The organism is Planctomonas deserti, from assembly GCF_003067705.1.
GTDB classification, from domain to species: domain Bacteria; phylum Actinomycetota; class Actinomycetes; order Actinomycetales; family Microbacteriaceae; genus Planctomonas; species Planctomonas deserti.
Window position 1 is genome coordinate 750,575 of the sequence record NZ_QANL01000002.1, and the last position, 25,091, is coordinate 775,665.

A 25,091-nucleotide genomic window follows, 5' to 3' on the forward strand; every position below is an offset into this window, starting at 1 on the left:
CGCCCCGCTATTCCGAGAGTGGAACGGCGTGGAATGGACGGTACCCTGATCGGGTCGGATCCCACAAGGGCCCAGCTAGGTGCAGAGTGGAATACCAGGAGCGCAGCCCACCGCGACGACGGCTCCCTGTGCAGCGGCCCGTCAGGCGGAGACGCGCGCGATCTTCGTGTACATGTCCTCGAACATCAGCCGGGTGTCGAGTGCCGTGTAGATCCGCATCGGGCGGCCGTCGGGCCGCGGCTCGTACCAGCCCTCGGCGCTCAGCAGCGGGGTGGGGCGGATCGCGTACGTGCTCGACGACGGGTCGGCCTCGAAGGACGAGTGCAGCGCGGTGAGTAGGACGAGCGGCTGGTCGCCCAGGCAGTACGTCTCGCCCATCAGCAGGCCTGCGGACTCCGCCATGGCGGCGAGGGAATCGATGCTCTCGGCGAGCCGGCGGCCCAGCGGGCCGTGCGGGCGGACGCGGGCGTCGAGCTCGGCGAAGGACACGAGCGCCTGGCGATACGTGTTCCGCGGCACCTGCCACAGGGGCACGGTCGAGTCGTTGAACACCGTGCGGGCGGCCGGGATGTCGATGGCGAGGTTGTACTCCACGCGCCCGGCGATGGGGAAGTCGAGCCCGAGCCCCTCGTGCTCGGGTCCGCCGATCCACACGGCGGTGAGGCGATTGGCGATGCGCGGCTCGAGCAGCACGGCGCTCGCAAGCTCCGTCATGCCCGCGCCCAGCGCGACGAACAGCGGCAGGTCGGTGTCCTCGCGCAGAGCCTCCCGCACGATGGCCTCGGCGGCGGCGCTCGCGATCGGCACGGCCGCATCGGCGAGTCCGATGTTGCTGCCCGCGAGCACGGGGATGTCGCTGCCGAGCAGTGCGAGCAGGTCCCGGGCGATGTCGGCCGCGTTGTCCGCCTGGCGGTCCGACGGGTCGAAGTGGTCGCCGGCAGCGAGGTGGGAGCCGATCACGAACGGGATCTCGACCGAGGGGCTCAGCACGTGGTGGGCGAGCTGGAAGAGGTCGTCCGGGTCCCCGGAGAAGTCGTTGTCGATGATGACCCGATATCGCGGCTGCATGCTGCTCCCTGCCCGGGCGCCTCGACGCGCTCCGATTCGGCGCTCACGCTAGCCCGTCCTCGGGCCTCTCAGCAAAACGTTATGAACCACTAGAAATTGGGCTCTTCAAAACCTTGTGCCCACTCGGGATTGCGCTTACAGTTCCACAACAGACGGTCCGAAGACGGGCTGCGCACCATGGAAGGACAACGATGTTCAGATTCAAGAGAGCCGCAGTCCTCGCGGTTGCCGGCACGCTCGCCCTCGCGGGCTGCAGTGCCGGAGGGTCCGGGGGCGACGGCGGTTCGGGGAACGGCTCGGGCGGCACCCTCACGTGGGGCGTGATCGCCGAGGCGTCCACGTTCGCTCAGAAGGACATGCGCTGGGCGAACGAGTCGCCCTACGCGCAGGCCGTCTACGACACCCTGCTCCGGGCCGACGCCGAGGGGAAGATCGAGCCCGGCCTCGCCACCGAGTGGTCCTACAACGAGGACAAGACCGTTCTCACCATGACGCTCCGCGACGACGTCACGTTCACGAACGGCGAGACGCTCACGGCCGAGGACGCCGCGAAGAGCCTCCTCGCGTTCAAGGGCGGTCAGTCGCCGAACGCGACCAACCTCATCAACCTCACGGACGCGAAGGCGATCGACGACACGACCCTCGAGCTGACCCTCGACGCGCCGAACCCCGCTCTCGAGACCTACCTCACCCAGAACTCCGGCCTCGTCGCGCCGGTCGAGGCCATCGACGACCCGGCCACCGCGCAGAACCCGGTCGGTTCCGGGCCCTACATCCTCAACACGGACGAGACCGTCGTCGGCAGCAGCTACGCGTTCGACAAGAACCCCGACTACTGGAACCCGGACGACCAGCACTACGACAAGCTCGTGCTCCAGTACTACGCGGACCCGACGTCGCTGCTCAACGCGGTCCAGGGCGGCCAGGTGAACGTCACGAACACCATCGACGTCAGCTCCATCGACCAGATGACGGCCACCGGCTACACCGCCAACGAGTTCGCGCTCAACTGGTGGGGCTTCCTGCTCAGCGACCGCGAGGGCACGCTCGCCCCCGAGCTCGCCGACGTCAAGGTGCGCCAGGCGATCAACTACGCGCTGGACAAGGAGTCGCTCGTCAAGACGGTCGGCAGCGGCTACGGCACCCCGACGTCGCAGATCTTCCCGCCGTCGTCGCCGAGCTTCGACGAGTCGCTCGAGGACTTCTACTCGTACGACCTCGACAAGGCGAAGGACCTCATGGCCGAGGCGGGCTACGCCGACGGCTTCGAGGTGACGATGCCCCGCGCCCCAGCCATCCCCGAGTCGCACTGGACCCTGTACGCCGACCAGCTCGCGCAGATTGGCATCACGGTCAACTACGAGGAGCAGGCCGGCGCGGAGTTCATCCCCGCTATCCTCGGCGGCAAGTACCCGATGACCTGGTTCACGCTGCAGCAGGACCCCACGGACTACCAGCTGGCGCAGTTCCAGATCGCCGAGGCGGCCACCTGGAACACGCTGCACCAGAGCACGCCCGAGGTCGAGCAGTGGGTCTCCACGATGCAGACCGGCACCGAGGATGAGGCTGTCGAGGCCGGCAAGGCGCTCAACACGTACATCGTCGAGAACGCGTGGTTCGCCCCGATGTACCGCCCCACGGCGATCTTCATGAGCGACGCCAACACGAAGGTCACCACCCAGGTCGGCAACGCCGTGCCGTACCTCTGGAACGTCCAGCCCAAGTAGCACCCGGTGCCGGACCGGGCGTACCCGGTCCGGCACCACCCCCTCGCTTTCCCCCTGCTCTCCCCGAAGGACCGATGATGCTCCGCTTCATACTCCGCCGCCTGCTCGCCGGCGTGATCCTCCTCTTCGTCGCATCGAGCCTCGCCTACCTGCTGCTCTACCTGGGCGCCGGCGACATCGCCCGCCAGATCCTCGGGGTCTCGGCCACGCAGGAGCAGGTCGCGGCGAAGGCCGCGCAGCTCGGCCTCGACCAGCCGCTGATCGTCCGCTACGTCGACTGGGTCGGGCACGCGATCACCGGCGACTTCGGTGCGTCCTGGTTCACCAGCCAGCCGGTCGTCGCCGCCATCACGTCGCGGCTCGCGGTCACGCTGTCGCTGGTCATCGGCACCACCGTCGTCACCGCGCTCGTCGGCACGGCCCTCGGGGTGTGGGCGGCGCGCAAGCGCGGCGCCGCCGACCGGTTCGTGCAGATCGTGTCCGTCCTCGGCTTCGCCATCCCCGGCTTCCTCATCGCGATCTTCCTCGTCAACGTCTTCGCCCTGAATCTCGGATGGTTCAAGCCGACCGGCTTCGTGCAGCTGAGCACGTCGTTCCCGGGGTGGCTCAGCACCGTGACCCTGCCCATCCTCGCGCTGTCGATCGGCGCCATCGCGGCGATCGCCTCCCAGGTGCGCGGCTCGGTCATCGACACCATGCGGCAGGACTGGGTGCGCACGCTGCGCAGCCGGGGGCTGTCCGAGAACCGCGTCCTCTACAAGCACGTGCTCCGCAACGCCGGCGGCCCGGCGCTCGCCGTGCTCGCCGTGCAGTTCGTCGGCCTCCTCGGCGGCGCGATCATCGTCGAGAAGATCTTCGCCATCCCGGGTCTCGGGCCGGTGGCGGTCGACTCCACCGCCCGCGGCGACATCCCCCTCGTGATGGGCCTCGTCGTCGTCACCGCGGCCATCGTCGTGGTCGTCAACATCGTCATCGAAATCCTGCACGGTTTCCTCAACCCGAAGGCGCGCATCTCATGAGCGAGTCCGCTTCCACCCCCGTCCCCACGGTCGCCGCCGAGCTCCGCGCGGCCCGATCCCACGTCGGCCGGCGTCTACTGAAGAACCCGACCGGGCTCGTCGCCCTGATCGTGCTGACCGTCATGGTCCTGCTCGCGGTCTTCGCGGACCTCCTCGCCCCCATGGACCCCAGCAAGGCCAACATCCAGGACGTGCTCGCCCCCGCGGGCGGGGCGCACCCGCTCGGCGCGGACAGCGCCGGCCGCGACGTGCTGTCCCGGCTGCTGTTCGCCACCCGGTTCAGCATCGCCGGCGCGCTCTGGGCGGTCCTCATCGCCGCGGTCATCGGCGTCACGAGCGGCCTGATCGCCGGCTACTACCAGAAGTGGTTCGAGTCGGTGTCGGTGTGGGTGATCAGCATCATCCAGGCGCTGCCCGGCATCGTCGTGCTGCTCGCCGCCCGTGCCGTCGTCGGCCCGTCGATCTGGCTCATCATGGCCGTCTTCGGCGTCATCCTCTCGCCCGCGTTCTACCGCCTCACCTACACGGCCGTGGTCGGCGTGCGCAACGAGCTGTTCATCGACGCGGCCCGGGTCGCCGGCGTGGGCGACGCGAGCATCATCGGCCGCCACATCCTCTCGGTGGTCCGCGCGCCGATCATCATCCAGGCCGCGCTGCTCGCGGGCATCGGCATCGCCGTGCAGTCCGGGCTCGACTTCCTCGGGCTCGGCGACACGAACGTGCCGACGTGGGGCCAGATGCTCTCCGACGCGTTCTCCCGTATGTACCAGGCCCCGGTCCTGCTGATCTGGCCGTCCCTGGCCATCGCGCTGACCTCCATCTCCCTCGTCCTGTTCGGCAACGCTCTCCGCGACGAGCTCGAACGCGCCGCAGGGAAGCCGAAGAAGAAGCGCCGCGGCACCACCGGGTACGTGCCCGATACCTCCGGCGACGCACCGGTGGTGCACGACGAGGAGCGCGCGGACGACCGGCCGACGCTGCTTGCGGTCGACGGCCTCGTGGTCGGCTACGACCAGCCGGACGGCGGCGTCAAGCAGGTCGTGAACGGCGTCTCGCTCACCGTGAGGAAGGGCGAGGTGCACGGCCTGATCGGTGAGTCCGGCTCGGGCAAGACCCAGACCGCGTGGTCGATCCTGCGCCTGCTTCCCGCGGGTGGCCGGATCGTCGCGGGCACCGTGTCCTTCGACGGCAAGGACCTCGCCCACCTCAGCGAGAGCGCGATGGTGAAGATCCGCGGCAGGCGCATCGCCTACATCCCGCAGGAGCCGATGTCGAACCTCGACCCGTCGTTCACCATCGGCAGCCAGCTGGTCGAGCCGATGACCGTGACCCTCGGCATCTCCAAGGCGGAGGCGAAGGAGCGGGCGCTCGCCCTGCTGGGCCGGGTCGGCCTCCCGGACCCCAAGAAGACGTTCGACTCCTACCCGCACGAGGTGTCCGGCGGACAGGCGCAGCGCGTGCTCATCGCCGGGGCCGTCTCCTGCGAGGCGGACCTCATCATCGCCGACGAGCCGACGACCGCGCTCGACGTCACCGTGCAGGCGGACATCCTCGACCTGCTCCGCGACCTGCAGAGCGACCTGCACGTCGCCGTGCTCATCGTGACGCACAACTTCGGCGTCGTCGCCGACCTGTGCGACCGGGTGTCCGTCATGCAGAACGGCCGCATCGTGGAGACGGGCCCAGCCCGGTCGATCTTCCGCGGCCCTCGCCACCCGTACACGAGGTCGCTGTTCGACGCGATCCTCGAGGACGGCGCCGCCCGCGGCCCCCTCGCCCATTCCGCAGACCGCAACACCATCACCGAGAGAAGCGCACGATGAACGCAGAGCCGCTGCTCGTCATCGACGACCTCGTCGTCGAGTACCCGGCCAAGGGCTTCGGCAAGAAGCCGTTCCGAGCCCTCAAGGGCGTCTCGCTCGACATCCGCCCCGGCGAGTGCGTCGGCCTGGTCGGCGAGTCGGGGTCCGGCAAGACCACGCTCGGCCGCGCCGTGCTCGGTCTCGCTCCCGTGACGGGCGGATCGGTGCGCTTCAAGGGGCAGGACATCTCGCACCTGAAGCGCAAGCAGCGGCGGGCGCTGTCGGACGAGATCCAGGTCGTGTTCCAGGATCCGTACTCGTCGCTCAACCCGTCCCTGACCATCGAGCAGACGCTCGCCGAGCCGCTGCGGGTGAAGAAGATGTCCGCCGCCGACGCGTCGAAGCGCATCCGCGGCCTCCTCGACCAGGTCGGCCTCCCCGCCAACTCCGCGGACCGCCTGCCCCGCGAGTTCTCGGGCGGCCAGCGCCAGCGCATCGCGATCGCGCGCGCACTCGCCCTGTCGCCGGAGCTCATCGTCTGCGACGAGCCGGTTTCCGCGCTCGACCTGTCGACGCAGGCCCGCGTGCTCGACCTGTTCAAGGACATCCAGGAGGCGACCGGCGTCGCCTACCTGTTCGTGTCGCACGACCTCGCCGTCGTCCGCCACCTCTCCCACCGGGTCGCCGTGATGTACCACGGCGAGATCGTGGAGTACGGCGACGGCGGGCAGGTCACCTCCGCCCCCGAGCACCCCTACACGCAGCGGCTGCTCCTCGCCGCCCCGGTGCCGGACCCGGTGCGCCAGGAGCAGCGCCGCGCCGACCGGCGCCGGCTGCTCGAAGCACAGCGCGAGATGGAGGTCCAGGCCGGTGTCTGACCGGCCCGTCCCCGCCGTCCGCTTCGGCGCCGCCTACTACCCGGAGTACCAGCGCACCCCCGACCAGACGAACGACTTCCGGCTCATGCGGGAGGCCGGCTTCACGGTCATCCGCGTGGGGGAGTCCGTGTGGTCGACGTGGGAGCCCGAGGAGGGGCGCTTCGACCTGGACTGGCTGGAGCCGACCCTCGACGCGGCGCACGAGAACGGCATCGGGGTCATCCTGGGCACGCCGACCTACGCGGTGCCCATGTGGCTGGCCCGGCGCCACCCGGAGATCGCCGCGGCGCCCGCGACGGGAGAGCGCCTGCAGTGGGGCGGCCGGCAGGAGATGGACTTCACGCACGGGGCCTACCGCCACTACGCCGAGCGGGTGATCCGCGCGGTCGTCGGCCGCTACCGGGACCACCCCGCGGTCATCGGCTACCAGGTCGACAACGAGCCGGGCATCCGCCTGCTGTTCAACGACGCGGTGTTCGAGCAGTTCACGGACCGGCTCCGCCGGGAGTACGGGACGGTGGAGCGGCTGAACGAGGAGTGGGGACTCGTCTACTGGTCGCACCTGCTCACGACCTGGGACGACCTCTGGCGTCCGGACGGCAACGTCCAGCCGCAGTACGACCTGGCCTGGCGCCGGTTCCAGGCCGACCTCGTGACCGATTTCATCGGCTGGCAGGCGGACATCGTTCGCGAGCTGGTGGGGCCGGAACCCTTCGTCACCACCTGCATCTCCTACGAGCAGGTCGGGGTCGAGGACGTCGACCTGTCGGCCCGCCTCGACATCGCGTCGGGCAACGCCTACTACGAGATGCAGGACGGCCTCGCGCACCCGTCCGACGCGCCGCGGTCCTCCGGGCCGATGGGCTGGATCGTCCGCGGGGCGTGGGCCGTCGCACAGCTGGGCGACCTCATGTACTCCTCCAAGCAGGCGCCGTTCCTCGTCACCGAGACGAACGCGGGCTCCATCGGCTTCTCGATGATCAATCAGTCGCCCTACGACGGGCAGTGGAAGCAGGCCGCGTGGCTGCTCGTCGCCCGCGGCGCGCGCATGATCGAGTACTGGCACTGGAACACGCTCCCCTACGGCGCGGAGACCTACTGGGGCGGCGTCCTGCCGCACAGCGGGCAGCCGGGCCGCGCGTATCGCGAGCTCGCCGAGCTGGGAGCCGACCTCGGCACCGCGGGCGCAGCCTTCGAGAACGCGGAGCCCGACTACGACATCGCCGTGCTCTACGACTCGGACAGCAAGTTCGCGCTGGGCGCGCAGTCGCCCGTCGCGGCGCCCGGTCAGTTCACCGATCCCGAGTCCTACCGCCGCATCGTCTCCGCGTTCTCGCGCGGCATCTTCGACGCCAAGCGCCAGGAGCGCCTCGTGCGGCCGCAGCAGCTGCTGCCCGGCCGCGGCGGCACCGGCTCCGCCGCGGAGGCCGCGTCCCGGTTCCCCGTGCTCGTCGTCCCCGCCCTGTACACGGCGTCGGACGAGGACCTCGACTTCCTCGCGGACTACGCGCGGGCCGGCGGCCATCTCATCGTCGGTCCCCGCACGGCGTACGGGGACCGCGAGGGGCGCGCCCGGTCCGAGCGCCAGCCGGCGCGGCTGGCCGAGGCCGCGGGCGTCTGGTACGACGAAGCGGCCAACCCCGCCGCTCCGCTCGAGCTCACCTTCGGCGAGGGTTTTCCCGCCTCGGGTGCGGCGATCGACTACCTGCAGGGGCTCGAGGCCGACGGCGCCGAGGTGCTCGCCCGCTACACGCACCCCCACTACCGGCGCTGGGCCGCGGTCACAACGCGCGCCGTGGGCGACGGACGCATCACGGTCGTGGGCACGATCCCGGACCAGGACCTCGCCCGGTCACTGGCCGAGTGGCTCGCCCCGGCGCCCGTCAACGGCTGGGCGACGCTCGACCCGTCGGTGACGGCGTCGAGCTCGACCGATGCAGGGGGGCGCACCGTCACCGTCCTGCACAACTGGGGCTGGGACGAGGCGACCGCGGTCGCCCCCGCCCTCCATCACGACCTGCTCGGGGGCGACGACGTCGCTTCCGGAGATCCCGTTCGGCTCGGGCCGTGGGGCGTTCGCGTCCTCCGTTCCGCCGGCACCGACCGCAAGGAGACACTGCGATGAGCGAGACCACGACACGAGACCGCATCGAGGCGGACGTCGAGCGTGCCCTCGGCGAGCTGACCGTCGAGGAGAAGGTCCTGCTGCTGACCGGCAAGGACTTCTGGACCACCTGGCCCATCGAGAGGATCGGGCTGCGCACCATGGTCGTCTCGGACGGGCCGTCCGGCGTGCGCGGTGAGGCGTGGGACGAGCGCTCGCCGTCCCTCAACCTGCCCTCCGCCTCCGCGCTGTCGGCGTCGTTCGATCCCGACATCGCGCGCCGCTACGGCGCGGTGGCCGCCTGCGAGGCCCGACGCAAGGGTGTCGACGTCGTGCTCGGCCCAACCATCAACCTGCACCGGTCGCCCCGCGGCGGCCGCCACTTCGAGGCGTTCAGCGAGGATCCCGTGCTCACCGCCGAGCTGGCGCGCACCTACGTGACGGGGCTGCAGGACAACGGGGTCGGGGCCACCCCGAAGCACTACATCGCCAACGACTCCGAGACGGAGCGCTTCACCGTCGACGTGCAGGTGCCGCCGCGTGCGCTGCACGAGCTGTACCTCCGCGCCTTCGAGACGGCCATCACCGAGTCCCGCGCCTGGCTCGTCATGAGCTCCTACAACTCCATCCACGGCGTCACCGCGACCGAGCACGACCTGCTCGAGACCCCGCTCAAGACGGACTGGGACTTCGACGGCGTCGTGATCAGCGACTGGACCGCGGTCCGCAGCCTGCGCTCGGCCGAGGCCGAGCAGGACCTGGTCATGCCCGGCCCGGACGGGCCCTGGGGTGACGCCCTCGTCGCCGCAATACGCGACGGCCGCATCGCCGAGGAGGTCGTCGACCGCAAGGTGCGGCGCATCCTCCGGCTCGCCGTGCGCGTCGGCGCGCTCGGCGACGCTGGCCCCGCGCCGCTCGTGCACGTCGAGGACGGCGTCGCCTTCAGCCGGACCGCCGCAGCCGAGGGCATGGTGCTCCTCGAGAACAGTGGCGAGCTGCCCTGGCGTGCGGATGCGCTCACCCGCGTCGCCGTCATCGGCAACAACGCCGAGCACGCCCGCACCCAGGGCGGCGGAAGCGCGACCGTGCTCCCCGAGCGCACGGTGTCGCCGCTCGAGGGCTTGGCCGCCGCGCTGCCGGACGTCCGGATCGACTACGCGCTCGGGGCCACCAATCAGACCGGCCTCGCCGGCATCCCTCGGGAGCGGATGACGAACCCCGTCACGGGAGGGCCCGGCGCGCGCGTGCGCTTCCTCGACGCCGCGGGCGCGGAGATCTTCGCCGAGGACCGGCTCGCGACCGAGCTGGTCTGGTTCGGCGGAGACGCGCCCGTCGCGGAGTCCAAGCAGGTCGAGGTGTCGTTCTCCTTCGTCCCCGGCCGCACCGAGCGGCTCGACCTCGGCTTCGCCGCCGCCGGTCACGGGCGGTTCTACCTGGACGGCGAGCTCGTGATCGACGAGCTCGTCGAGCCCGAGGGCGACGACCTCGGTGCCGCCTTCATGGCGCCCCCGGTGCGTGCGGTCCCGGTCGACCTGACCGAGGGGACCCCCGTGGACGTGCGATTCGTCTACGAGCAGCCGGCACGCGACGACGCACTGCTCAACGCCCTCGCGCTCAACGTCGGCACCCAGCCCTCCTCGGTCGACGAGGATCAGCTCATCGCCGAGGCGGTCGAGGCCGCCCGTGCCGCGGACGTCGCGCTCGTCGTCGTCGGCACCAACTCGAAGGTGGAGTCCGAGGGCTTCGACCGCACGGATCTGCGCCTGCCCGGGCGTCAGGACGACCTCGTGCGCGCCGTCGCCGCAGCCAACCCGCGGACGGTCGTGCTCATCAATGCGGGCTCTCCCGTGCTGCTGCCGTGGCGGAACGACGTCGCCGCCGTGCTCGTCGGCTGGTTCGGCGGGCAGGAGTTCGGCAACGCCGTGGCCGACGTGCTGCTCGGCGTCGCCGAGCCCGGCGGGCGGCTGCCCACGACCTGGGCCGCGGAGGAGGAGCACGTGCCCGTGCTCGACACGGCGCCGACCGACGGCGTGCTCGAGTACACCGAGGGCATCCACATCGGGTACCGGGCGTGGCTGCGGTCCGAGGAGGCGCCGGCGTACTGGTTCGGCCACGGGCTCGGCTACACCGACATCGCGCTGACCGACCTCGTGACCCCCTCCTATCTCATCGAGGGTGACACGACCGAGGTCGCGGTGACCGCGACGAACCGCGGCGACCGGCCCGGTAAGCAGGTCGCGCTCGTGTTCGCCGAGCGCGCGGGATCCGCCGTCGAGCGCCCGGTGCGCTGGCTTGTGGGCTTCGCGCCCATCCGGCTCGAGCCGGGGGAGACGAAGACGGTCAGCATTGACGTGCACGCGAAGCTGCTGGGGCACTGGGCCGACGGCTGGAAGTACGAGCTGGGCGACTTCACGCTCCGCGCCGGCACGACGGCGAACGACCTGCCGCTCACGGCGACGCTGGAGCTGCAGGCCGACTCCTGAGCCGACGCATCCACTGACCCCCGGGGCCCCGGTTCCGAATTCAGGCCCAACTGCGACACGCCGCGTTTCGAGGACTCGAGACGCGGCGTGTCGCAGCACAGCCTGAATTGCGAACGGCGGATGCGGGCAACCGGCGCTACGGTCCGTGAACTTGTCGAAGGGACGAAACGGTCCTCGGCTGCGGGTGCTACGGTCCCTGAGCCTGTCGAAGGGACGGAACGAGACTCCGCGTCGGTCGCGTCGCTTCGACAGGCTCAGCGACCGTAGATGGCTCAGTGACCGTGGGGTTGCTCAGCGACCGTGGGGTGGCTGACCGAGCGGGCGGCTGAGCGAGCGGGCGGCAGTTCACTGGCCGCGGGCCGCGCGCGACCGCCTCTCAGAGCGGGCGGGTGAGCAGGGCGTTCAGGTAGCTGCGGAGGTCGCCCGCCATGTCGACGGAGTCGCGGTCCAGGAGCCACTGGATCTGAAGGCCGTCCATGAGCGCGATCGTGCCGCGGGACGCCTCCTCCGGCGTGACCTCGGAGCGCAGGTCGCCGCTCTCGGCGAGCTCGCGGAACGCGGTGAGCGTCATCCCGCGCGTGAACGCGTAGCGCTCCTTGAACCACCCGTGCGCCGGGTGCTCCGGGGAGGTGGCTTCCGCCGACAGGGTGCAGAACAGCTCTACGACTCCGGGCGTCGACGCGTTGTACTCAGCGAGCTTGACCAGCGAGCGCAGCACCTCGACGCCGTGGCTGGGGTCGAAGTCGAACTGCTCCTGCGTCTGCTCGTCGCGGCGCTCGAGCACGGCGGCGAGGAGGGCGCTCTTGCTGGGGAAGTGATGCAGCAGGCCGGCCTCGCTCATGCCCACGCGCTCGGCGACGTTGCGCAGCGATCCGCTCCGGTAGCCTGACTCCGCGAAGACGTTGAGGGCCGCGTCGAGGATGACCATCCTGGTCTTCTCGCTCTTGGCGTAGGGGCCGCGGGGGCCGCGGCGCACGCGCCCATCGTCGATGGCCATGTCCGCCTCCTTGCTTCCCGGCCCGCGCCGGGGGATCATTCCTTAATACAGAGTACTCGTTCGGGATTGATTGGGATAGGGCCTCAGCTTACGCCGGGGGGAAGGGACAGCCCGATGGCGACACGATTCCCCCGCTCGGTCTTCGGCGAGGGCACCGAGCCGGATCCGCGCTTCAGCCTCGCCAACGAGCGGACCTTCCTCGCCTGGATCCGCACCTCCCTCGCCCTGATCGCCGCGGGCGTCGCCCTCGAGGCGCTCGAGCTGCCGATTCAGCCGGGCCTGCGGATCGCGGCCTCCGTGCTGTTCATCGCGCTCGGGCTGCTCGCCGCGATCCAGTCCTGGGTCGGCTGGGCGCGCACCGAGCGGGCGATGCGCCAGGAGCGCGCCCTTCCGGGTCCCACCCTGGGCGCCGTGGTCGCGCTCGGCCTCTGCGTCGCCGTCGTGCTCGTGTCGCTCGGATTCCTGCTGCCGTGAGCGACGATCGTCCGTTCGACCGCGGTCTGCAGCCGGAGCGCACGCTCCTCGCCTGGCGGCGGACCGCGCTCGCCATCGCCGTGGGGAGCGTGCTCGGCGCCAGGCTCGCCTTTCCCGTGCTCGGTGCGCTCGCCGTCGTGATCGGACTCCTCGGTGCCGCCACGGCGCTCGCCGCCTACACCGCGGCCAGCGTCCGCTACCGGCGCGCTCACCTGGCCCTGGTGGCGGGGGAGCCGCTCCCGGGCGGTGCGCTCCCGCTCGCGGCCCTCGCCGCCGCCGCGGCGCTGATCGGGGTCGCCGCGCTCGGTTACGTGCTCGCGCTCGCCGGGGGAGGGCGATCCCTGTGACGGAAGAGCCCGCAGAGCCCAGGGTTCCCGCAGAGCGCACGGTTCCCGTAGAGTCCCCGGCCCCGGTCCCGGCTGGGCCTCCGTCCGAGCCTCCGGTCGCCGGGCGGTCCAACGCGCCGGACAACCATGCGCCGGCCGCGATGTCCTGTTGCGCCCCCGCCCGGCCGGCGGTTCCCGCCGCACCGGCCCCGCGCCCCGAGCGGAGCGGGAACGGCGACCACCGCATCGAGCAGGTGGCGCTGCCGGGTGGCGTCTTCCGCATGGGCGACGCGAGTGGCGACCGGAACCCCCTCGACGGCGAGGGGCCGGTGCACGACGTGCGCATCGCCCCGTTCGCCATCGACGCGACGAGCGTGACGAACGCGGACTGGGCGGCGTTCGCGTCGGCCACCGGCTACCTGACCGAGGCCGAGACGTACGGCTACTCCGCCGTCTTCCACCTCGCCGTCGCCGCGGATCCCGCCGACATCGTGGGGCCGGCCGCCGGCGCGCCGTGGTGGTTCGGCGTCCGCGGTGCGGACTGGCGTCACCCCGGCGGCCCTCGGTCCGGGCTGGAGGGCCTCGACGACCATCCGGTCGTGCACGTGAGCTGGAACGACGCCTTGGCCTACTGCGCCTGGGCGGGCAGGCGCCTGCCGACGGAGGCCGAGTGGGAGTACGCGTCCCGCGGCGGAATCGATGGCGCGCGCTACCCGTGGGGGAATGAGCTGATGGACGGCGACCGCTGGCGGGTGAACATCTTCCAGGGCCGGTTCCCCGCGGCGAACACCGCGGAGGACGGCTTCGCGACGACCGCGCCCGTGCGCACGTTCGCGCCCAACGGGTTCGGGCTGTGGCAGACCGTCGGCAACGTGTGGGAGTGGTGCTCCGACTGGTTCGAACCCGGCTACTACGCGGTCTCACCCGCCGCCGATCCGGCCGGCCCTGAGGGCGGCCAGGCGCGCGTGTTGCGCGGCGGCTCGTACCTCTGCCACTCGTCCTACTGCAACCGGTACCGCAACGCGGCCCGGTCGTCGAACACCCCGGACTCGTCGATGGGCAACGCCGGCTTCCGCACCGTCGCCCTCGCCTGAGGCGCCTGAGGCCCGCGAGGCGCCCGAGGGGCCGCGGGGCGAGCCGGCCCGGGTTGCCTCAGGCCGGGGCCAGGTTCACGATCTCGCTCGGCTCGTAGCCCATCCGCCAGGCACCCACCCACACGCGTTCACCGTCGGGAACCACGACGGGCGACGTGTACAGGTTCCAGTGCCGCCCTCCCGTGCGCGGTGCGCCGATGTTCGCCGCGAGCCCGCCGTCGTCGGGGTCGTCGCGCGGCGGATCCGTGGTCCAGCCGATGGATGCCCCGGGCGTCACGCAGGCCGCCGTGAGCATCCCGCCCTCGACCGACGCCTCGGGGCGCGCCGTCGTGGGCGCGCGTCCGCCGGGCCGCCAGGACTCGAGCAGCTCGTTCTCGGGCAGCAGGCCGAGGTCGCCGTACCGCTCGGTCCACTCCCGCAGCGCGCTCCGCAACCGCTCGAGCGCGGCGGCGTGAGCGGGGTCGTCCACGAGGTTCACCGTCTCGTGCGGGTCCGCTTCGATGTCGTAGAGCTCCTCGGCGGGCTTGGCCGGCGCGACGATCGCCCGCTGCAGCACCGAGAGGCGGTCCGGGCGCTCGCCGCGGGCCAGCTGTCCAGCCTCCTCGAAGGCGAGCCGCCGGAACTCCTTCCAGGTGCCGAGGTGATCCGCGTACTCGTGGTGCTGCAGCTCCGACCGGTCGGGGTGCCGGTTGAGGATGTAGCGGTAGCGGCCGTCGCGCACCGTCCGCACGGAGTCCTGCTGCTCGTCCATGCGCTCGCGGGCACCGAAGGCGTACTCGTTCGGCGATCGGAACCGTCCGTCGCTGCCGAAGAGCGGGGAGCCGTGCATGTGCTCCGGCACGGGCAGGTCGAGCGCAGCGAGCATCGTCGGCGCGAGGTCGAGCAGCTGCACGATCTCCGTCCGCACGGTGCCCGGGCGGATGCGCTCGGGCCACCGCACGATCAGCGGCTCGCGCAGGCCCGCCTCGTGCGCCCACCGCTTCGCGCGCGGCATGCCCAGCCCGTGGTCGCTCCAGAAGACGACGATCGTGTCGTCCCGCAGGCCGTCGGAGTCGAGGTCGGCGAGGATCCGCCCCGCCCAGGAATCCATCTCGGTGATGAGGTCGAGGTATCGCGCCCAGGAGCGGCGGAAGACTGGGGTGTCCGGATAGTACGGCGGCAGCTCGGCGTCCTCGGGGCGGTGCCGCTGCTCCGCCGACACGTGCGGTGTCGCGGCGAGGAACGCGTCCTCGTCGAGGTAGATCTGCGACTCGTGCGTGACCATCCCTTGGAAGGCGGCGAAGAACGGCGTGTCGGGTGTCGGCCGGTTGCGCCAGTGGCCCTGCTCGCTGCAGTCGTCGAAGGCGGTGGGCGGGGTGTCCACCTGGAAGTCGGTGAACCAGTTGTTCGTCGCGTAGTAGCCGGCGGCCCGCAGGTACTCGGTGAAGAGTGCGACCTCGGGCGGCGGCGCGGCCTTCGTGCGCATGTGGACGGTGCCGATCGCCGTCGGGTAGCAGCCGGTCATGATCGCCGAGCGGGACGGGGCGCACACCGGGGCCGCCGCGAACGCGTTGTCGAACCGGGCACCCTCCTCGGCGAGCGTGTCGAGGTGCGGCGTTGTCGCGTGCTCGGCGCCCGGCCACACGCCGGCGTAGCTGCCGAGGTGCGGGCTGATGTCGTGGGTCGAGATCCACAGGATGTTCGGTCGAGTCGTCATCGACTTCCCTCGGTCGGTCGCGGAGGAGTTCGAGGAAACTCTAGCGATCACTCGGGATTGGCGGAAGGACGCGCTCAGGCGTCGATCGGCTCCGCCCGTCGGGGGTAGGCGGCCATGAGCGCCCCCGAGATCACCCAGACCACGCCGATGCCGACGATCAGGACGGTTCCGCCCAGTCCCGCCACGGCCGCGGCGAGCGCCGCTCCTCCCGCGGCGGCGGTCGCGCGCAGTCCGGCGCCCACGGTGAACACCTGGCCGCGCAGGGGAGCGGGGCTCTGCTGCTTGCGCAGCAGGAGCATGGCCGCCGAGCTGGACGCCGTGAAGAGGCCGGACAGCCCGATCAGGATCAGCGTCCAGGCGAAGCCCCAGTCGACCGCCGCGGCGAGGGTGAGTAGGCCGATGACGGCGAAGCCGAGGCCCATCGACAGCTCCGGCCGCAGGCGGCCCGGGCGCGCGGCGGTCGCGAGCGCGCCGACGAGACCCCCGATGGCGAAGGCCGACACGAGGAGAGCCCCGTCATCCGCGTCGCCGACGCGTTCGAGGGCGAGCACGACGGCGGCGACGGAGAGGGCGCCGCCGCCCAACTGGCTGAGCGTGCCGGACGTGGTGACGACGGCGAGCGGGCGATGCAGCGCGATGTGCCTGAGGCCTGCGCCCATCGTGCGCCAGATCGAGCGGTTCTGCGCGGGCCGCGGCCGCAGCCTCGTCGCGAGGGTCCCCGCGACGCCGATCAGCGCGGCGACCGCCATCGCGAGCATCGCGATCCGGGCCGAGCCCAGGGCGGTCGCCGCGGCCACGATCGCCGGCCCGCCGACCGAGCCGAGGTTGTAGGAGAGCGCATCCAGCGCGTAGGCGCGGCGCTCGCCCGGGATCTCCTCCGTGACGAAGCTCGAGAGCCCGCCCATGAAGAACGGACCGGCCGCTCCGGCCGCGCAGAGCGCGAGTGCCACGAGCGCGGTCGGGATCACGCCGAGCAGCGCGCCGAGCCCCAGCCCGAGGGCGGACACGGCTCCCGCGATGGTCATCATCGTGCGCGGCCGGCGGGTTCGGTCGAGCACGGCGCCGACGAGCGGCGCGGCGACGACCGCGGGCGCGAGGGAGGCGGCGACGAGCAGGCCGCCGATCGCGATGTCATTCAGTTCCTCGACCGCGAGGATCGGGATGGCGACGGTCGCACCGCCCATCGCGAGTCGCAGCGGGGTCGCCGACGCCAGGTAGCTCGCCGCGCTCACCGGGTGGCCCCGGCGGATGCGCCCGCGGTCCCGCACGTGCCGGCCGCGCCGCGGGGCGAGCGGGCGCCCAGCGCGAGGGGATGTCGAACTTGCCGCACGTCTAGCCCCCCTCATGGTCCCGAGCGGGCGCTGGCGTGCCCGGCCCCCGGCGGAAATGCTACGGGAGGAGGGGGCGTGGTGACGGTCGCGGCCCGGAGCCGGGAGAATGGCGGGGATGCCTGCCGACACGCTGACCCTCACCGCCCGCGCCCTCCTGTTCGACATGGACGGCACCCTCGTCGACTCCACAGAGGTGGTCGAGGCCGCGTGGCGCGGCATGGCCCGCCGATTCGACCTCGACGCCGAGGAGCTCCTCGCCGCCGTGCATGGCATCCGCGCCGAGGACAGCGTGCGCCGCTGGGCGCCGCCGGGCACCGACATCGCCTCCGTCGTCGCCGAGCTCTCCGCCTATGAGATCGACCACGCGCCGTCCACCCTCGCGGTGCCCGGCGCCGTGGCGTTCCTCGAGTCGCTCCCGCTGACCGCGCACGCCCTCGTCACGTCCGCGACGCTGCCGCTCGCCGTGGCCCGCATGGCCGGCGCGGGCATCCGCCTGCCCCAGCTGGTGGTCACCGCCGAGGACGTGCCCCGCGGCAAGCCCGCGCCGGACGTGTACCTCCTCGCCGCGAAGACGCTCGGCGTCGCGCCGGAGGACGCCGTCGTGTTCGAGGACGCCGAGGCGGGCATCCAGGCCGGGCTCGCGGCCGGGATGCGGGTCGTCGTCGTGGGCGGGCACCGCAGCGCGGCGACAGAGGGGCTGCCGCGCATCACCTCGTACGAGACGGCGGCCGCCGAAGCGGACGACGACGGCGCCCTGCGGGTGACCCTGCGGATCGAGTCCGACTCCTAGCGGTCGCGCAAGGCTCCCCGTGGCCGACGCCTAGCGGTCCGCCTCCTCGGCCCCGGCCTCCTCGGCCGCCGGCAGCGCGACCCCCTCGCGCTCGTCGCGATCGGCCCACTCGAGCAGCGGGGCGATGTCGAACACGGCGTCGTCGATGCCCGCGTGCAGGTCACCGAGGGCGGCGAAACGGGTCGGCACCGTCGCGATCGTCAGGTCCCGGGGGTTCACCGCGTCGATCTCCTCCCAGGCGATCGGCGTGGACACGGTCCCCTCCGGATTGCCCCGCACGGAGTACGCGGCCGCGATCGTGTGGTCCCGGGTGTTCTGGTTGTAGTCCACGAACACGGCCGCGGGGTCCCGATCGCGTCGCCACCAGGTCGTCGTCGCGTCCTGCGGCACGCGCCGCTCAACCTCGCGCGCGAAGGCGGCGGCCGCCCGGCGCACATCCTCGAAGCCGTGCTCGGGCCGGATGCGCACGTAGATGTGCAGGCCGCTGCCACCCGATGTCTTCGGCCAGCCCACCGCGCCGAGCTCGTCGAGGACCTCGCGCGCGACGTGCGCCACCCGGCGCACGCGGTCGAAGGACGACTCCGGCATCGGGTCTAGGTCGATGCGCCACTCGTCGGGCTTCTCGGTGTCCGCGCGCCTCGAGTTCCACGGGTGGAACTCCACGGTCGACATCTGCACGGCCCAGATCACGTGCGCCAGCTCGGTGACGCAGAGCTCGTCGGCCGTGCGCTTGTAGCGGGGGAAGAACACCCGCACGGTCTCCATCCACGGCGGCGCGCCCATGGGCAGCCGCTTCTGGTGCACCTTCTCGCCGGCGACACCGGTGGGGTAGCGGTGCATCATGCAGGGCCGCTCGCGCAGCGCGTTCACGATGCCGTCTCCCACCGAGAGGTAGTAGTTGACGAGGTCAAGCTTGGTCTCGCCCCGGGTGGGGAAGTACACCCGGTCAGGATTGCTGACGCGCACGACGCGCGAGCCGACCGGGATCTCGATCGCCGGGGTGCTCGACTTCGTGGCCGACTCCGCCGCTCGCTTCGTGGACTCCGCCATTGCCGACCTCCCGTGGTTTCCTCGTAGTCTGCTCCCTTCGCCGCCCGCCGTTCCAGCGTCGCCGCGTCGGGCGGTGCTCGAATGCTCCGGGGAAATCGGCGCGGCCGGGGAGGCGCGGGCAACCGGTTGACCGGTACAGTGGGCTCACCTTCGATGACGAACACAGGAGAACCAATGACGGATCGACTCCAGGGAAAGACCGCACTCGTGACCGGGGCCGCGACCGGCATCGGCCGCGGTGTCGCGGACCGCTTCGCCGCGGAGGGCGCTCGGGTCGTCTACGCCGACCGCAATGCGGAGGGCGCCGCGGAAGCCGCATCCGCCGTGGAGCAGGGCCGCGCGGTCGAGATGGACATCTCGGACGAGGCCAGCGTCGAGGCGGCCTTCGCCGAGCTGAAGGACGCGGGCTGGAGCCCGGACGTCGTCGTCGCCAACGCGGGCGTGCAGCTGTTCGGCCAGGACGCCAAGGTCGCGGACCTGTCGCTCGAGGCCTGGCGCCGCACCATCGACATCAACCTCACCGGCACGTTCCTCACGGTCAAGCACGCCGTCCGGGCCATGCTCGACGGCTCGGGCGGGTCCATCATCCTCACGGGCAGCCCGACCGGGATCAACGGCGAGGGCGCGGACTTCACCGCCTACAGCTCGTCGAAGGCGGGCATCCACGGCATGGCGAGGACCGTCGCGGCCGCCTACGCCCCACAGAACATCCGCGTGAACACTGTCGTCCCGGCCTACACGGAGACGACCCTCGTGACCACCATCACGACGGACCCCGAGTCGCGCGCGGGCATCATCAGCCGCATCCCGCTCGGCCGGCCCGGCGCCCCCTCGGACGTCGAGGGGATCATGGTCTACCTCGCAAGCGACGAGGGGGCGTTCGCCACCGGCGCGCTCTTCGCCGTCGATGGGGGGATGACGACCCTGTGACGCAGGACGCGGGGATCGACGCGCGGGGCGCAAGCGCCCAGGACGAGGCTTCGCGTGCGCACCGGATCGCCGAGCGCGCGTGGGCCGATTCGGAGCCGGAGCCACGGGTCTGGTCCGTCGGCCGCTGGGTGCTCGAGCGGCGCGGCGACGAGCTGGCGGATATCCGCTACGACGGGGTGCTCGTGCTGCGCAGCGTGCGGGCCGTCGCCCGTGACCGGGACTGGGACACCGTGCCCACGACGGTCGTGGGCGTGCGGGAGTCGGGCACCGGGTTCGAGATAGACCTGCGGATGACCGGCCTCGGCGCGGACCTCGAGGGGACGCTGTCCCTGACCGCGACCCCCGGTGCGGGCGACGGATCGGGCCGTGAGCGCGGCGACGAGCTGCACATCCGCTTCTCGGCGGTCTCGCACACCGACTTCCAGCGCAACCGCCTCGGGCTCGTCGTGCTGCACCCGCCCGCGGCCGCAGGCGCGCCGCTCGAGGTGACGTCGCCGTCCGGCGGCAGCACGCGGACGTCGTTCCCCGTCGAGATCGCCCCGCATCAGCCCGCCATGGACATCGCCTCCCTCGCCTGGCGTGCCGACGGCGTGCGCGTCGACCTGGCCTTCGCGGGCGACGTGTTTGAGATGGAGGACCAGCGCAACTGGACCGACGCCTCGTACAAGACCTACAGCACCCCGCTGACGCTGCCGTTCCCCGTGCTGGTGACCGGGGGCACGATGGTCGAGCAGTCCATCACCCTGCGCTGCGACGCCACGCCTGCGACCGGCGCAGCGTCCGACGCGGGCGACCGACCCGCGCCCGTCCGACTGCGGCTGGCGCCGGCCGGGCGCCCCCTGCCGTCGATCGCGGTCGGCGCCTCCACCGCCGCGGGGGCCCGTCCCACCGGGCTACCTGTTGTCGGCGACGCCCTGCTCGTCGAGCTCGAGACCGCCACGCCGAGCTGGCGGGCCGCCCTCCGCCGCGCGCTCGACGAGGCCGACGGCCGCTCGCTCGACGTGCGCGTCGTCGCAGCCGGTGCCGACCAGGTGAACGCCGCGCTCGACGCGCTCGCCGGCCTTCCGATCGCCCGGCTCGGCGTGTTCTCGCCGCGCTCGCACGTCAGCGAGCCCGCCCTCTGGGAGGCCCTGGAGAACGGCGTGAACGCGCGCGGCATCGTCGCGGAGCTGGTCGGGGGTGCGCGCTCGCACTTCACCGAGCTCAACCGCAGGCACCAGGACCTGCCCGGTGACATCCCGGCGCTCACCTTCAGCATCACGCCGCAGATGCACGCCCGCGAACGGGCCCAGCTCGTGGAATCCATCCCGATGCAGCGGCTCGTCGCGGAGAACGCGGTGCGGATCGGCGCGGGCCGGCCCGTGCACGTCGGTCCCGTCACCCTCCGGTCCCGGTTCAACGCCGTCGCCACCTCGGCTCCGGCGGGCGGCGACACCGACGACGTCGAGGGCGGCTACGGCGCCGAGCACGTGCCCGGCGCGACCGACGCCCGTCAGGTCTCCGCCGCGCTCGCGGCCTGGACCGTGGCGAGCGCCTCGGCCCTCGCCGTTCCCGGAGTGGCCGGCATCACCTACTTCGAGGAGTGGGGTCCGCGGGGCCTCGTCGGCGGGGACGGCCGACCCTTCCCCGTCGCGACGGCGCTCTCCTGGCTGCACGCGCTCGCCGGTCGCTCGGCGCTCCAGGCGGACGGGGACCTTCCGACGGGGCTCTGGGTCGTCGGCGCCGACGTGGACGGTGCCGCGGAGATCCTGCTCGCCAACCTCACGCCGGACGACATGGCCGTCACGATCGAGGCACCCGGCGTCGGGAACGAGCCGGTGACGGTTCGCGCCTACGGCATCGCGCGGGTGCCCGCGGCACGGGCGCACTGACCGGAATGCGCTGACAGGGGTGGCCTGACCGCGACCCTGCCCTGCGCCTACTATTCGTACTGGATTCGGTCGCACTCGCCGGCGGGGGCCGGGAAGGAACGCACGTGATCATCGACGCCCACCAGCACGTCTGGGATCGGGAGAAAGCCGCGTACGACTGGCTGGGGCCGCACCTCGCGCCCATCGACCGCACCTTCTCCTTCGAGGAGTCCCGGGATGCGCTGCGGCGGGCCGGTATCACCGCATCCGTTCTCGTGCAGGCGGCCGACAACGACGAGGACACCGACCTGATGCTCGAGACGGCGGAGCGCTGTCCCGAGGTCGTGGGCGTGGTCGCCTACGTGCCGCTCGCGGATCCCTCACGCGCCGCCGAGCGACTGGCGGAGCTGCGCCGCTCGAAGGTCGTGGTCGGGGTGCGGAACCTCATCCACGACCTGCCCGACCCGGACTGGCTCCTGCGGCCGGACGTCTACCGGGGTCTGACCGCGGTGCAGCGGGCGGGACTCGCCTTCGACCTGGTCTCCGTGCTGCCGCGCCACCTCGAGCACGCGACCACGATCGCTCGGCGGCACCCCGGCCTCCGCATCGTCGTCGACCACCTCTCGAAGCCGCCGATCGGCGGGGACGATCGCGAGCCCTGGTGGACGCTCATCGAGGAGGCCGCGCGCAATCCGCTCGTCTACGCCAAGATCTCCGGACTGTACGGCACCGTCGGCGGCCCCGATGCCTGGACGGTCGACGGCATCCGCCCCTTCTTCCACCGGGCGCTCGAGGTGTTCGGCCCCGATCGGCTGATGTACGGGGGCGACTGGCCGGTGTCGATCACGGCGGGCGGTTACGACCGGGTGTGGGCGGCGCTGTCCGAGCTGATCGGCGAGCTCTCGCCCGACGAGCGGGCGGCCATCCTCTCCGACACCGCGTACGCGTTCTACCGCCTCGATGACCGCCGGCTCGCGGCGGCGTCCGCCGCTGCCGCTGCATCGCCTTCGGCGGAATAGGACGGGGCCTCGCCGACCGCAGTGGGCGTCCCAACGGGCCGTATCGCTGTCAGGCGCGGCGGGACACCGCGACGGTGAACTTGGCGTTGCGTCCGGCGATCTCCGTCTGCCCGACGGTCGAACGCAGAAAACCCTGGTAGCCGAGCGGGGTGTTGAACACCGTCCACAGCTCGCCGCCCGGCCGGAGCACCCGCGCGGCCGCCCCGAAGAGCCTGAGCGCCGGGCCCGTGTGCACCGAGGTTCCGATGTGGAACGGCGGGTTGCAGACGATGAGGTCGGCGCTCCCGTCCGCCAGCTGCGCCATCGCGTCGTCCCGAATCACCGTCACCCGGTCCGACAGTCCGTTGAGGGCCATCGTCTCGGTGGCGCTCGCGGCGGCCGCGCTCGACTGGTCGGTCGCGATCACCCGAAGCTCCGGTCGCGCGCGGGCGAGGGACGCCGCGAGGATGCCGGTGCCAGAGCCGAGGTCGACGGCGGTGCCGGCGTCGGGCAGCATCCGGTCCTGGAACTCCAGCAGGAAGCGGGTGCCGAGGTCGAGGGCTGTGCCACCAAAGACCGCGCCGTGAGCCGAGACCTCGAGGCCGAGGTCGGGCACCGTGCGGCGCACGGGGAAGCGGTTCGGCGGCAGCGCATCCCGCACGCCCCGCGCGACGAGGAGGCGCGACTTCTGCCGGGCGAGCGTCGCCGTCACGTCCGAGAAGCAGGACTCGAGCACGCCGTTCATGGCCCGGGTCAGGTGCTTGATCCGGCCGCCGGCGAGCACGACCACGTCGGGGTGAGCGTGCCGGGCGACGACCTGCACGATCTCCTCGAGGGCGTCGAGACTCTTCGGCAGCTGCAGGAGCACGACCCGCGCATCGCTGACCAGCTCGGGGGAGAGGTCGTGCACGGACATGCGCTCGGTCAGGCCGAGGCGCTCGGCGTTGGACAGGAGGGCGAGCTCGCCGGTGAGCGCGTCCTGGTGCGCGCGGATCCCGCTCAGCCCGTACTGCCCGGCGGCGCCGAGGGCGAGTGCGCCGTAGTGGTCGTTGATCACCGTCACGTCGCCCGGGGCGGCCACGGCGAGCAGGGGCGCGGCCTCATCGAGCAGGTAGCGGTCGGTCGCGTCCACCGCGAAGAGGTTCTCCGCCTCCACGTCGGGGTGCCGCCGGAGGTCATCGAACGGGAACTCCTCCACCATGCGCACCCCCGATCCGTCGCATCCATTCTGCCGTGCCTCACCGGTGCTCCCCGCGTGCGGGTGCGCGGACGGGATCCGGACCAGGGGAGGGTCGGCGGCCGGTGGGGGCCGGAGGGGTGGCGATTAGGCTCATTCCATGCCTGCCCCCGAGACTTCCGCGGTCGCTGAGACCGCCTCAACCGCCTTCGGCGTGGCGGTCGCCCAGTTCGCGCCGGGCGACGACCGACGGGCGAACCTCGCGGAGATTCGTCGCCTCACCGCGGTGGCCGTGCAGCGCGGCGCCTCGCTCGTCGTGTTCCCGGAGTACTCCTCGTTCTTCCCGGGTGATCTCGGCGAGGCCTACCTCGCGGCGGCCGAGGCCCTCGACGGCGAGTTCGTCGGGGCACTGAGCGGCATTGCCGCGGAGCTGGGCGTGCACGTCGTGGCCGGGATGGTCGAGGCCACCGCGGAGGGAACGCGCGTGTCGAACACGCTCGTCGCCGTCGACCCGGAGCGCGGCCTGGTGGCCCGGTATCGCAAGGTGCACCTCTACGACGCGTTCGGGCAGCGGGAGAGCGAGTGGATCGCGCCCGGGGCCATCGAGGAGCCCGAGACGTTCGAGGTGGCGGGCATGCGTGTCGGCATGCAAACCTGTTACGACATCCGCTTCCCCGAGGTCACCAGGCGGCTGGTCGACGCCGGGGTCGACCTCGTGCTTGTGCCGGCGGAGTGGGTGCGCGGGCCCCTCAAGGAGCACCACTGGCGCACGCTCGTCACGGCGAGGGCGCTCGAGAACACGATCTTCGTCGCGGCGGCGGACCATGCTCCGCCGGTCGGCGTCGGCAATAGCATGGTCGTCGACCCGATGGGCGTCGAAGTGACGACGATCGGGGAGGGCACCGATGTCGCGGTCGCGTGGGTATCGGCGGAGCGCCTCGCGGGCGTCCGCCGCGTCAACCCGGCCCTGGCTCTCCGCCGCTTCACGGTCATCCCGCGCGACACCCCGCCCGCCTGACGCGCATACGGTCCCTGAGTCCGTCGAAGGGACGCGACACACACGGTCCCTGAGCTTGTCGAAGGGACGCGCAGCACAAGCGGTCCCTGAGCCCGTCGAAGGGACGCGACACATACGGTCCCTGAGCTTGTCGAAGGGACACGACAAGTACGGTCCCTGAGCCTGTGTAAGGGTCGCAACACACACGGTCCCTGAGCCTGTCGAAGCGACGCAAAGACACCTCGTCGCGACCCCTCCTCCACACTCTCCTTCTCTTGCTACTTAGCCACAAATATCCAG

At 71.9% G+C, this 25,091-nt stretch carries 20 protein-coding genes; 14 read left to right on the plus strand and 6 right to left on the minus strand.

All coding sequences use genetic code 11. The features are described from left to right. Nucleotides 1-141 precede the first annotated feature (141 nt). A complete protein-coding gene (locus DAI20_RS09620; RefSeq protein WP_108250331.1) occupies nt 142-1,068 on the minus strand; it encodes a nucleoside hydrolase in 927 nt (308 codons plus the stop codon). A 191-nt stretch (nt 1,069-1,259) separates the two neighbouring features. Here DAI20_RS09620 and DAI20_RS09625 point away from each other — a divergent pair, with 191 nt between their 5' ends. The 6 genes from DAI20_RS09625 to DAI20_RS09650 all read left to right on the plus strand — a co-directional run bounded on the left by DAI20_RS09625 (nt 1,260) and on the right by DAI20_RS09650 (nt 11,081). Then, nucleotides 1,260-2,795 carry an ABC transporter substrate-binding protein gene (locus DAI20_RS09625; protein ID WP_108250332.1) on the plus strand — a complete coding sequence of 512 codons (1,536 nt, stop codon included), beginning with the start codon at nt 1,260-1,262 and terminating at the stop codon, nt 2,793-2,795. 77 nt (nt 2,796-2,872) lie between these two features. After that, nucleotides 2,873-3,814 carry an ABC transporter permease gene (locus DAI20_RS09630; RefSeq protein ID WP_108250630.1) on the plus strand — a complete coding sequence of 314 codons (942 nt, stop codon included), beginning with the start codon at nt 2,873-2,875 and terminating at the stop codon, nt 3,812-3,814. Then, on the plus strand, nt 3,811-5,637 hold the full coding sequence (locus tag DAI20_RS09635; protein WP_108250333.1) for a dipeptide/oligopeptide/nickel ABC transporter permease/ATP-binding protein: 1,827 nt from the start codon (nt 3,811-3,813) through the stop codon (nt 5,635-5,637). The genes DAI20_RS09630 and DAI20_RS09635 overlap by 4 nt, the downstream gene beginning before the upstream one ends. After that, nucleotides 5,634-6,494, plus strand: a complete 861-nt coding sequence (locus tag DAI20_RS09640; RefSeq protein WP_108250334.1) for an ATP-binding cassette domain-containing protein — start codon at nt 5,634-5,636, stop codon at nt 6,492-6,494. Before DAI20_RS09635 ends, DAI20_RS09640 begins: the two co-directional genes overlap by 4 nt. Next, on the plus strand, nt 6,487-8,619 hold the full coding sequence (locus DAI20_RS09645) for a beta-galactosidase (RefSeq protein ID WP_108250335.1): 2,133 nt from the start codon (nt 6,487-6,489) through the stop codon (nt 8,617-8,619). The genes DAI20_RS09640 and DAI20_RS09645 overlap by 8 nt, the downstream gene beginning before the upstream one ends. Then, entirely contained in the window at nt 8,616-11,081 is a 2,466-nt protein-coding gene (locus tag DAI20_RS09650; protein WP_108250336.1) for a glycoside hydrolase family 3 protein, read from the plus strand. Before DAI20_RS09645 ends, DAI20_RS09650 begins: the two co-directional genes overlap by 4 nt. 376 nt (nt 11,082-11,457) lie before the next feature. Here the strand turns inward: DAI20_RS09650 and DAI20_RS09655 are convergent, their stop codons facing one another. After that, nucleotides 11,458-12,078 (minus strand): TetR/AcrR family transcriptional regulator, encoded by a 621-nt coding sequence (locus DAI20_RS09655; RefSeq protein WP_108250337.1) that lies wholly within the window; start codon nt 12,076-12,078, stop codon nt 11,458-11,460. Between the two features lie 114 nt (nt 12,079-12,192). Here DAI20_RS09655 and DAI20_RS09660 point away from each other — a divergent pair, with 114 nt between their 5' ends. The 3 genes from DAI20_RS09660 (at nt 12,193) to DAI20_RS09670 (ending at nt 13,972) form a co-directional block, all read left to right on the plus strand. Further along, nucleotides 12,193-12,552: a YidH family protein gene (locus DAI20_RS09660; RefSeq protein WP_108250338.1), complete on the plus strand. Its 360-nt coding sequence runs from the start codon at nt 12,193-12,195 to the stop codon at nt 12,550-12,552. Continuing rightward, complete coding sequence (locus tag DAI20_RS09665) at nt 12,549-12,899, plus strand: DUF202 domain-containing protein (protein ID WP_108250339.1); 351 nt, start codon at nt 12,549-12,551, stop codon at nt 12,897-12,899. Before DAI20_RS09660 ends, DAI20_RS09665 begins: the two co-directional genes overlap by 4 nt. Before the next feature lie 140 nt (nt 12,900-13,039). Next, nucleotides 13,040-13,972, plus strand: coding sequence for a formylglycine-generating enzyme family protein (locus DAI20_RS09670; protein ID WP_108250340.1), 933 nt, complete (start codon nt 13,040-13,042; stop codon nt 13,970-13,972). 58 nt (nt 13,973-14,030) lie between these two features. Here the strand turns inward: DAI20_RS09670 and DAI20_RS09675 are convergent, their stop codons facing one another. Both DAI20_RS09675 and DAI20_RS09680 read right to left on the minus strand, forming a co-directional pair. Further along, nucleotides 14,031-15,668: a sulfatase family protein gene (locus tag DAI20_RS09675; protein ID WP_108250341.1), complete on the minus strand. Its 1,638-nt coding sequence runs from the start codon at nt 15,666-15,668 to the stop codon at nt 14,031-14,033. A 74-nt stretch (nt 15,669-15,742) separates the two neighbouring features. Then, nucleotides 15,743-16,900 (minus strand): MFS transporter, encoded by a 1,158-nt coding sequence (locus DAI20_RS09680; RefSeq protein ID WP_159084984.1) that lies wholly within the window; start codon nt 16,898-16,900, stop codon nt 15,743-15,745. Between the two features lie 214 nt (nt 16,901-17,114). On the opposite strand from DAI20_RS09680, the gene DAI20_RS09685 reads away from it, so the two are divergent. Beyond that, entirely contained in the window at nt 17,115-17,789 is a 675-nt protein-coding gene (locus DAI20_RS09685) for an HAD-IA family hydrolase (protein WP_108250632.1), read from the plus strand. A gap of 30 nt (nt 17,790-17,819) precedes the next feature. On the opposite strand, the gene ligD is transcribed toward DAI20_RS09685, so the two are convergent. After that, the gene (gene ligD / locus DAI20_RS09690; RefSeq protein WP_108250343.1) at nt 17,820-18,839 is read right to left on the minus strand and encodes a non-homologous end-joining DNA ligase; all 1,020 of its coding nucleotides are present in this window, start codon (nt 18,837-18,839) and stop codon (nt 17,820-17,822) included. Nucleotides 18,840-19,013: 174 nt separating this feature from the next. Here ligD and DAI20_RS09695 point away from each other — a divergent pair, with 174 nt between their 5' ends. The 3 genes from DAI20_RS09695 to DAI20_RS09705 all read left to right on the plus strand — a co-directional run bounded on the left by DAI20_RS09695 (nt 19,014) and on the right by DAI20_RS09705 (nt 22,638). After that, nucleotides 19,014-19,769, plus strand: coding sequence for an SDR family NAD(P)-dependent oxidoreductase (locus tag DAI20_RS09695; RefSeq protein WP_108250344.1), 756 nt, complete (start codon nt 19,014-19,016; stop codon nt 19,767-19,769). After that, nucleotides 19,766-21,640 (plus strand): D-apionate lactonase family protein, encoded by a 1,875-nt coding sequence (locus tag DAI20_RS09700; protein WP_108250345.1) that lies wholly within the window; start codon nt 19,766-19,768, stop codon nt 21,638-21,640. The genes DAI20_RS09695 and DAI20_RS09700 overlap by 4 nt, the downstream gene beginning before the upstream one ends. A 104-nt stretch (nt 21,641-21,744) precedes the next feature. Then, nucleotides 21,745-22,638, plus strand: a complete 894-nt coding sequence (locus DAI20_RS09705; protein WP_108250346.1) for an amidohydrolase family protein — start codon at nt 21,745-21,747, stop codon at nt 22,636-22,638. 49 nt (nt 22,639-22,687) lie between these two features. Here DAI20_RS09705 and DAI20_RS09710 read toward each other — a convergent pair whose 3' ends face one another. Next, nucleotides 22,688-23,818 (minus strand): class I SAM-dependent methyltransferase, encoded by a 1,131-nt coding sequence (locus DAI20_RS09710; protein WP_108250347.1) that lies wholly within the window; start codon nt 23,816-23,818, stop codon nt 22,688-22,690. A gap of 136 nt (nt 23,819-23,954) precedes the next feature. Between DAI20_RS09710 and DAI20_RS09715 the strand changes: the two genes are divergently transcribed. Then, nucleotides 23,955-24,812: a carbon-nitrogen hydrolase family protein gene (locus DAI20_RS09715; RefSeq protein ID WP_108250348.1), complete on the plus strand. Its 858-nt coding sequence runs from the start codon at nt 23,955-23,957 to the stop codon at nt 24,810-24,812. Nucleotides 24,813-25,091: the final 279 nt, after the last annotated feature.

What these genes read in the sequence shown, in the direction of transcription:
- DAI20_RS09620 (WP_108250331.1), bottom strand. Translation starts at nt 1,068, where the DNA reads ATGCAGCCGCGATATCGGGTCATCATCGACAACGACTTCTCCGGGGAC.
- DAI20_RS09625 (WP_108250332.1), top strand. Translation starts at nt 1,260, where the DNA reads ATGTTCAGATTCAAGAGAGCCGCAGTCCTCGCGGTTGCCGGCACGCTC.
- DAI20_RS09630 (WP_108250630.1), top strand. Translation starts at nt 2,873, where the DNA reads ATGCTCCGCTTCATACTCCGCCGCCTGCTCGCCGGCGTGATCCTCCTC.
- DAI20_RS09635 (WP_108250333.1), top strand. Translation starts at nt 3,811, where the DNA reads ATGAGCGAGTCCGCTTCCACCCCCGTCCCCACGGTCGCCGCCGAGCTC.
- DAI20_RS09640 (WP_108250334.1), top strand. Translation starts at nt 5,634, where the DNA reads ATGAACGCAGAGCCGCTGCTCGTCATCGACGACCTCGTCGTCGAGTAC.
- DAI20_RS09650 (WP_108250336.1), top strand. Translation starts at nt 8,616, where the DNA reads ATGAGCGAGACCACGACACGAGACCGCATCGAGGCGGACGTCGAGCGT.
- DAI20_RS09655 (WP_108250337.1), bottom strand. Translation starts at nt 12,078, where the DNA reads ATGGCCATCGACGATGGGCGCGTGCGCCGCGGCCCCCGCGGCCCCTAC.
- DAI20_RS09660 (WP_108250338.1), top strand. Translation starts at nt 12,193, where the DNA reads ATGGCGACACGATTCCCCCGCTCGGTCTTCGGCGAGGGCACCGAGCCG.
- DAI20_RS09670 (WP_108250340.1), top strand. Translation starts at nt 13,040, where the DNA reads ATGTCCTGTTGCGCCCCCGCCCGGCCGGCGGTTCCCGCCGCACCGGCC.
- DAI20_RS09675 (WP_108250341.1), bottom strand. Translation starts at nt 15,668, where the DNA reads ATGACGACTCGACCGAACATCCTGTGGATCTCGACCCACGACATCAGC.
- DAI20_RS09685 (WP_108250632.1), top strand. Translation starts at nt 17,115, where the DNA reads ATGCCTGCCGACACGCTGACCCTCACCGCCCGCGCCCTCCTGTTCGAC.
- ligD (WP_108250343.1), bottom strand. Translation starts at nt 18,839, where the DNA reads ATGGCGGAGTCCACGAAGCGAGCGGCGGAGTCGGCCACGAAGTCGAGC.
- DAI20_RS09695 (WP_108250344.1), top strand. Translation starts at nt 19,014, where the DNA reads ATGACGGATCGACTCCAGGGAAAGACCGCACTCGTGACCGGGGCCGCG.
- DAI20_RS09710 (WP_108250347.1), bottom strand. Translation starts at nt 23,818, where the DNA reads ATGGTGGAGGAGTTCCCGTTCGATGACCTCCGGCGGCACCCCGACGTG.
- DAI20_RS09715 (WP_108250348.1), top strand. Translation starts at nt 23,955, where the DNA reads ATGCCTGCCCCCGAGACTTCCGCGGTCGCTGAGACCGCCTCAACCGCC.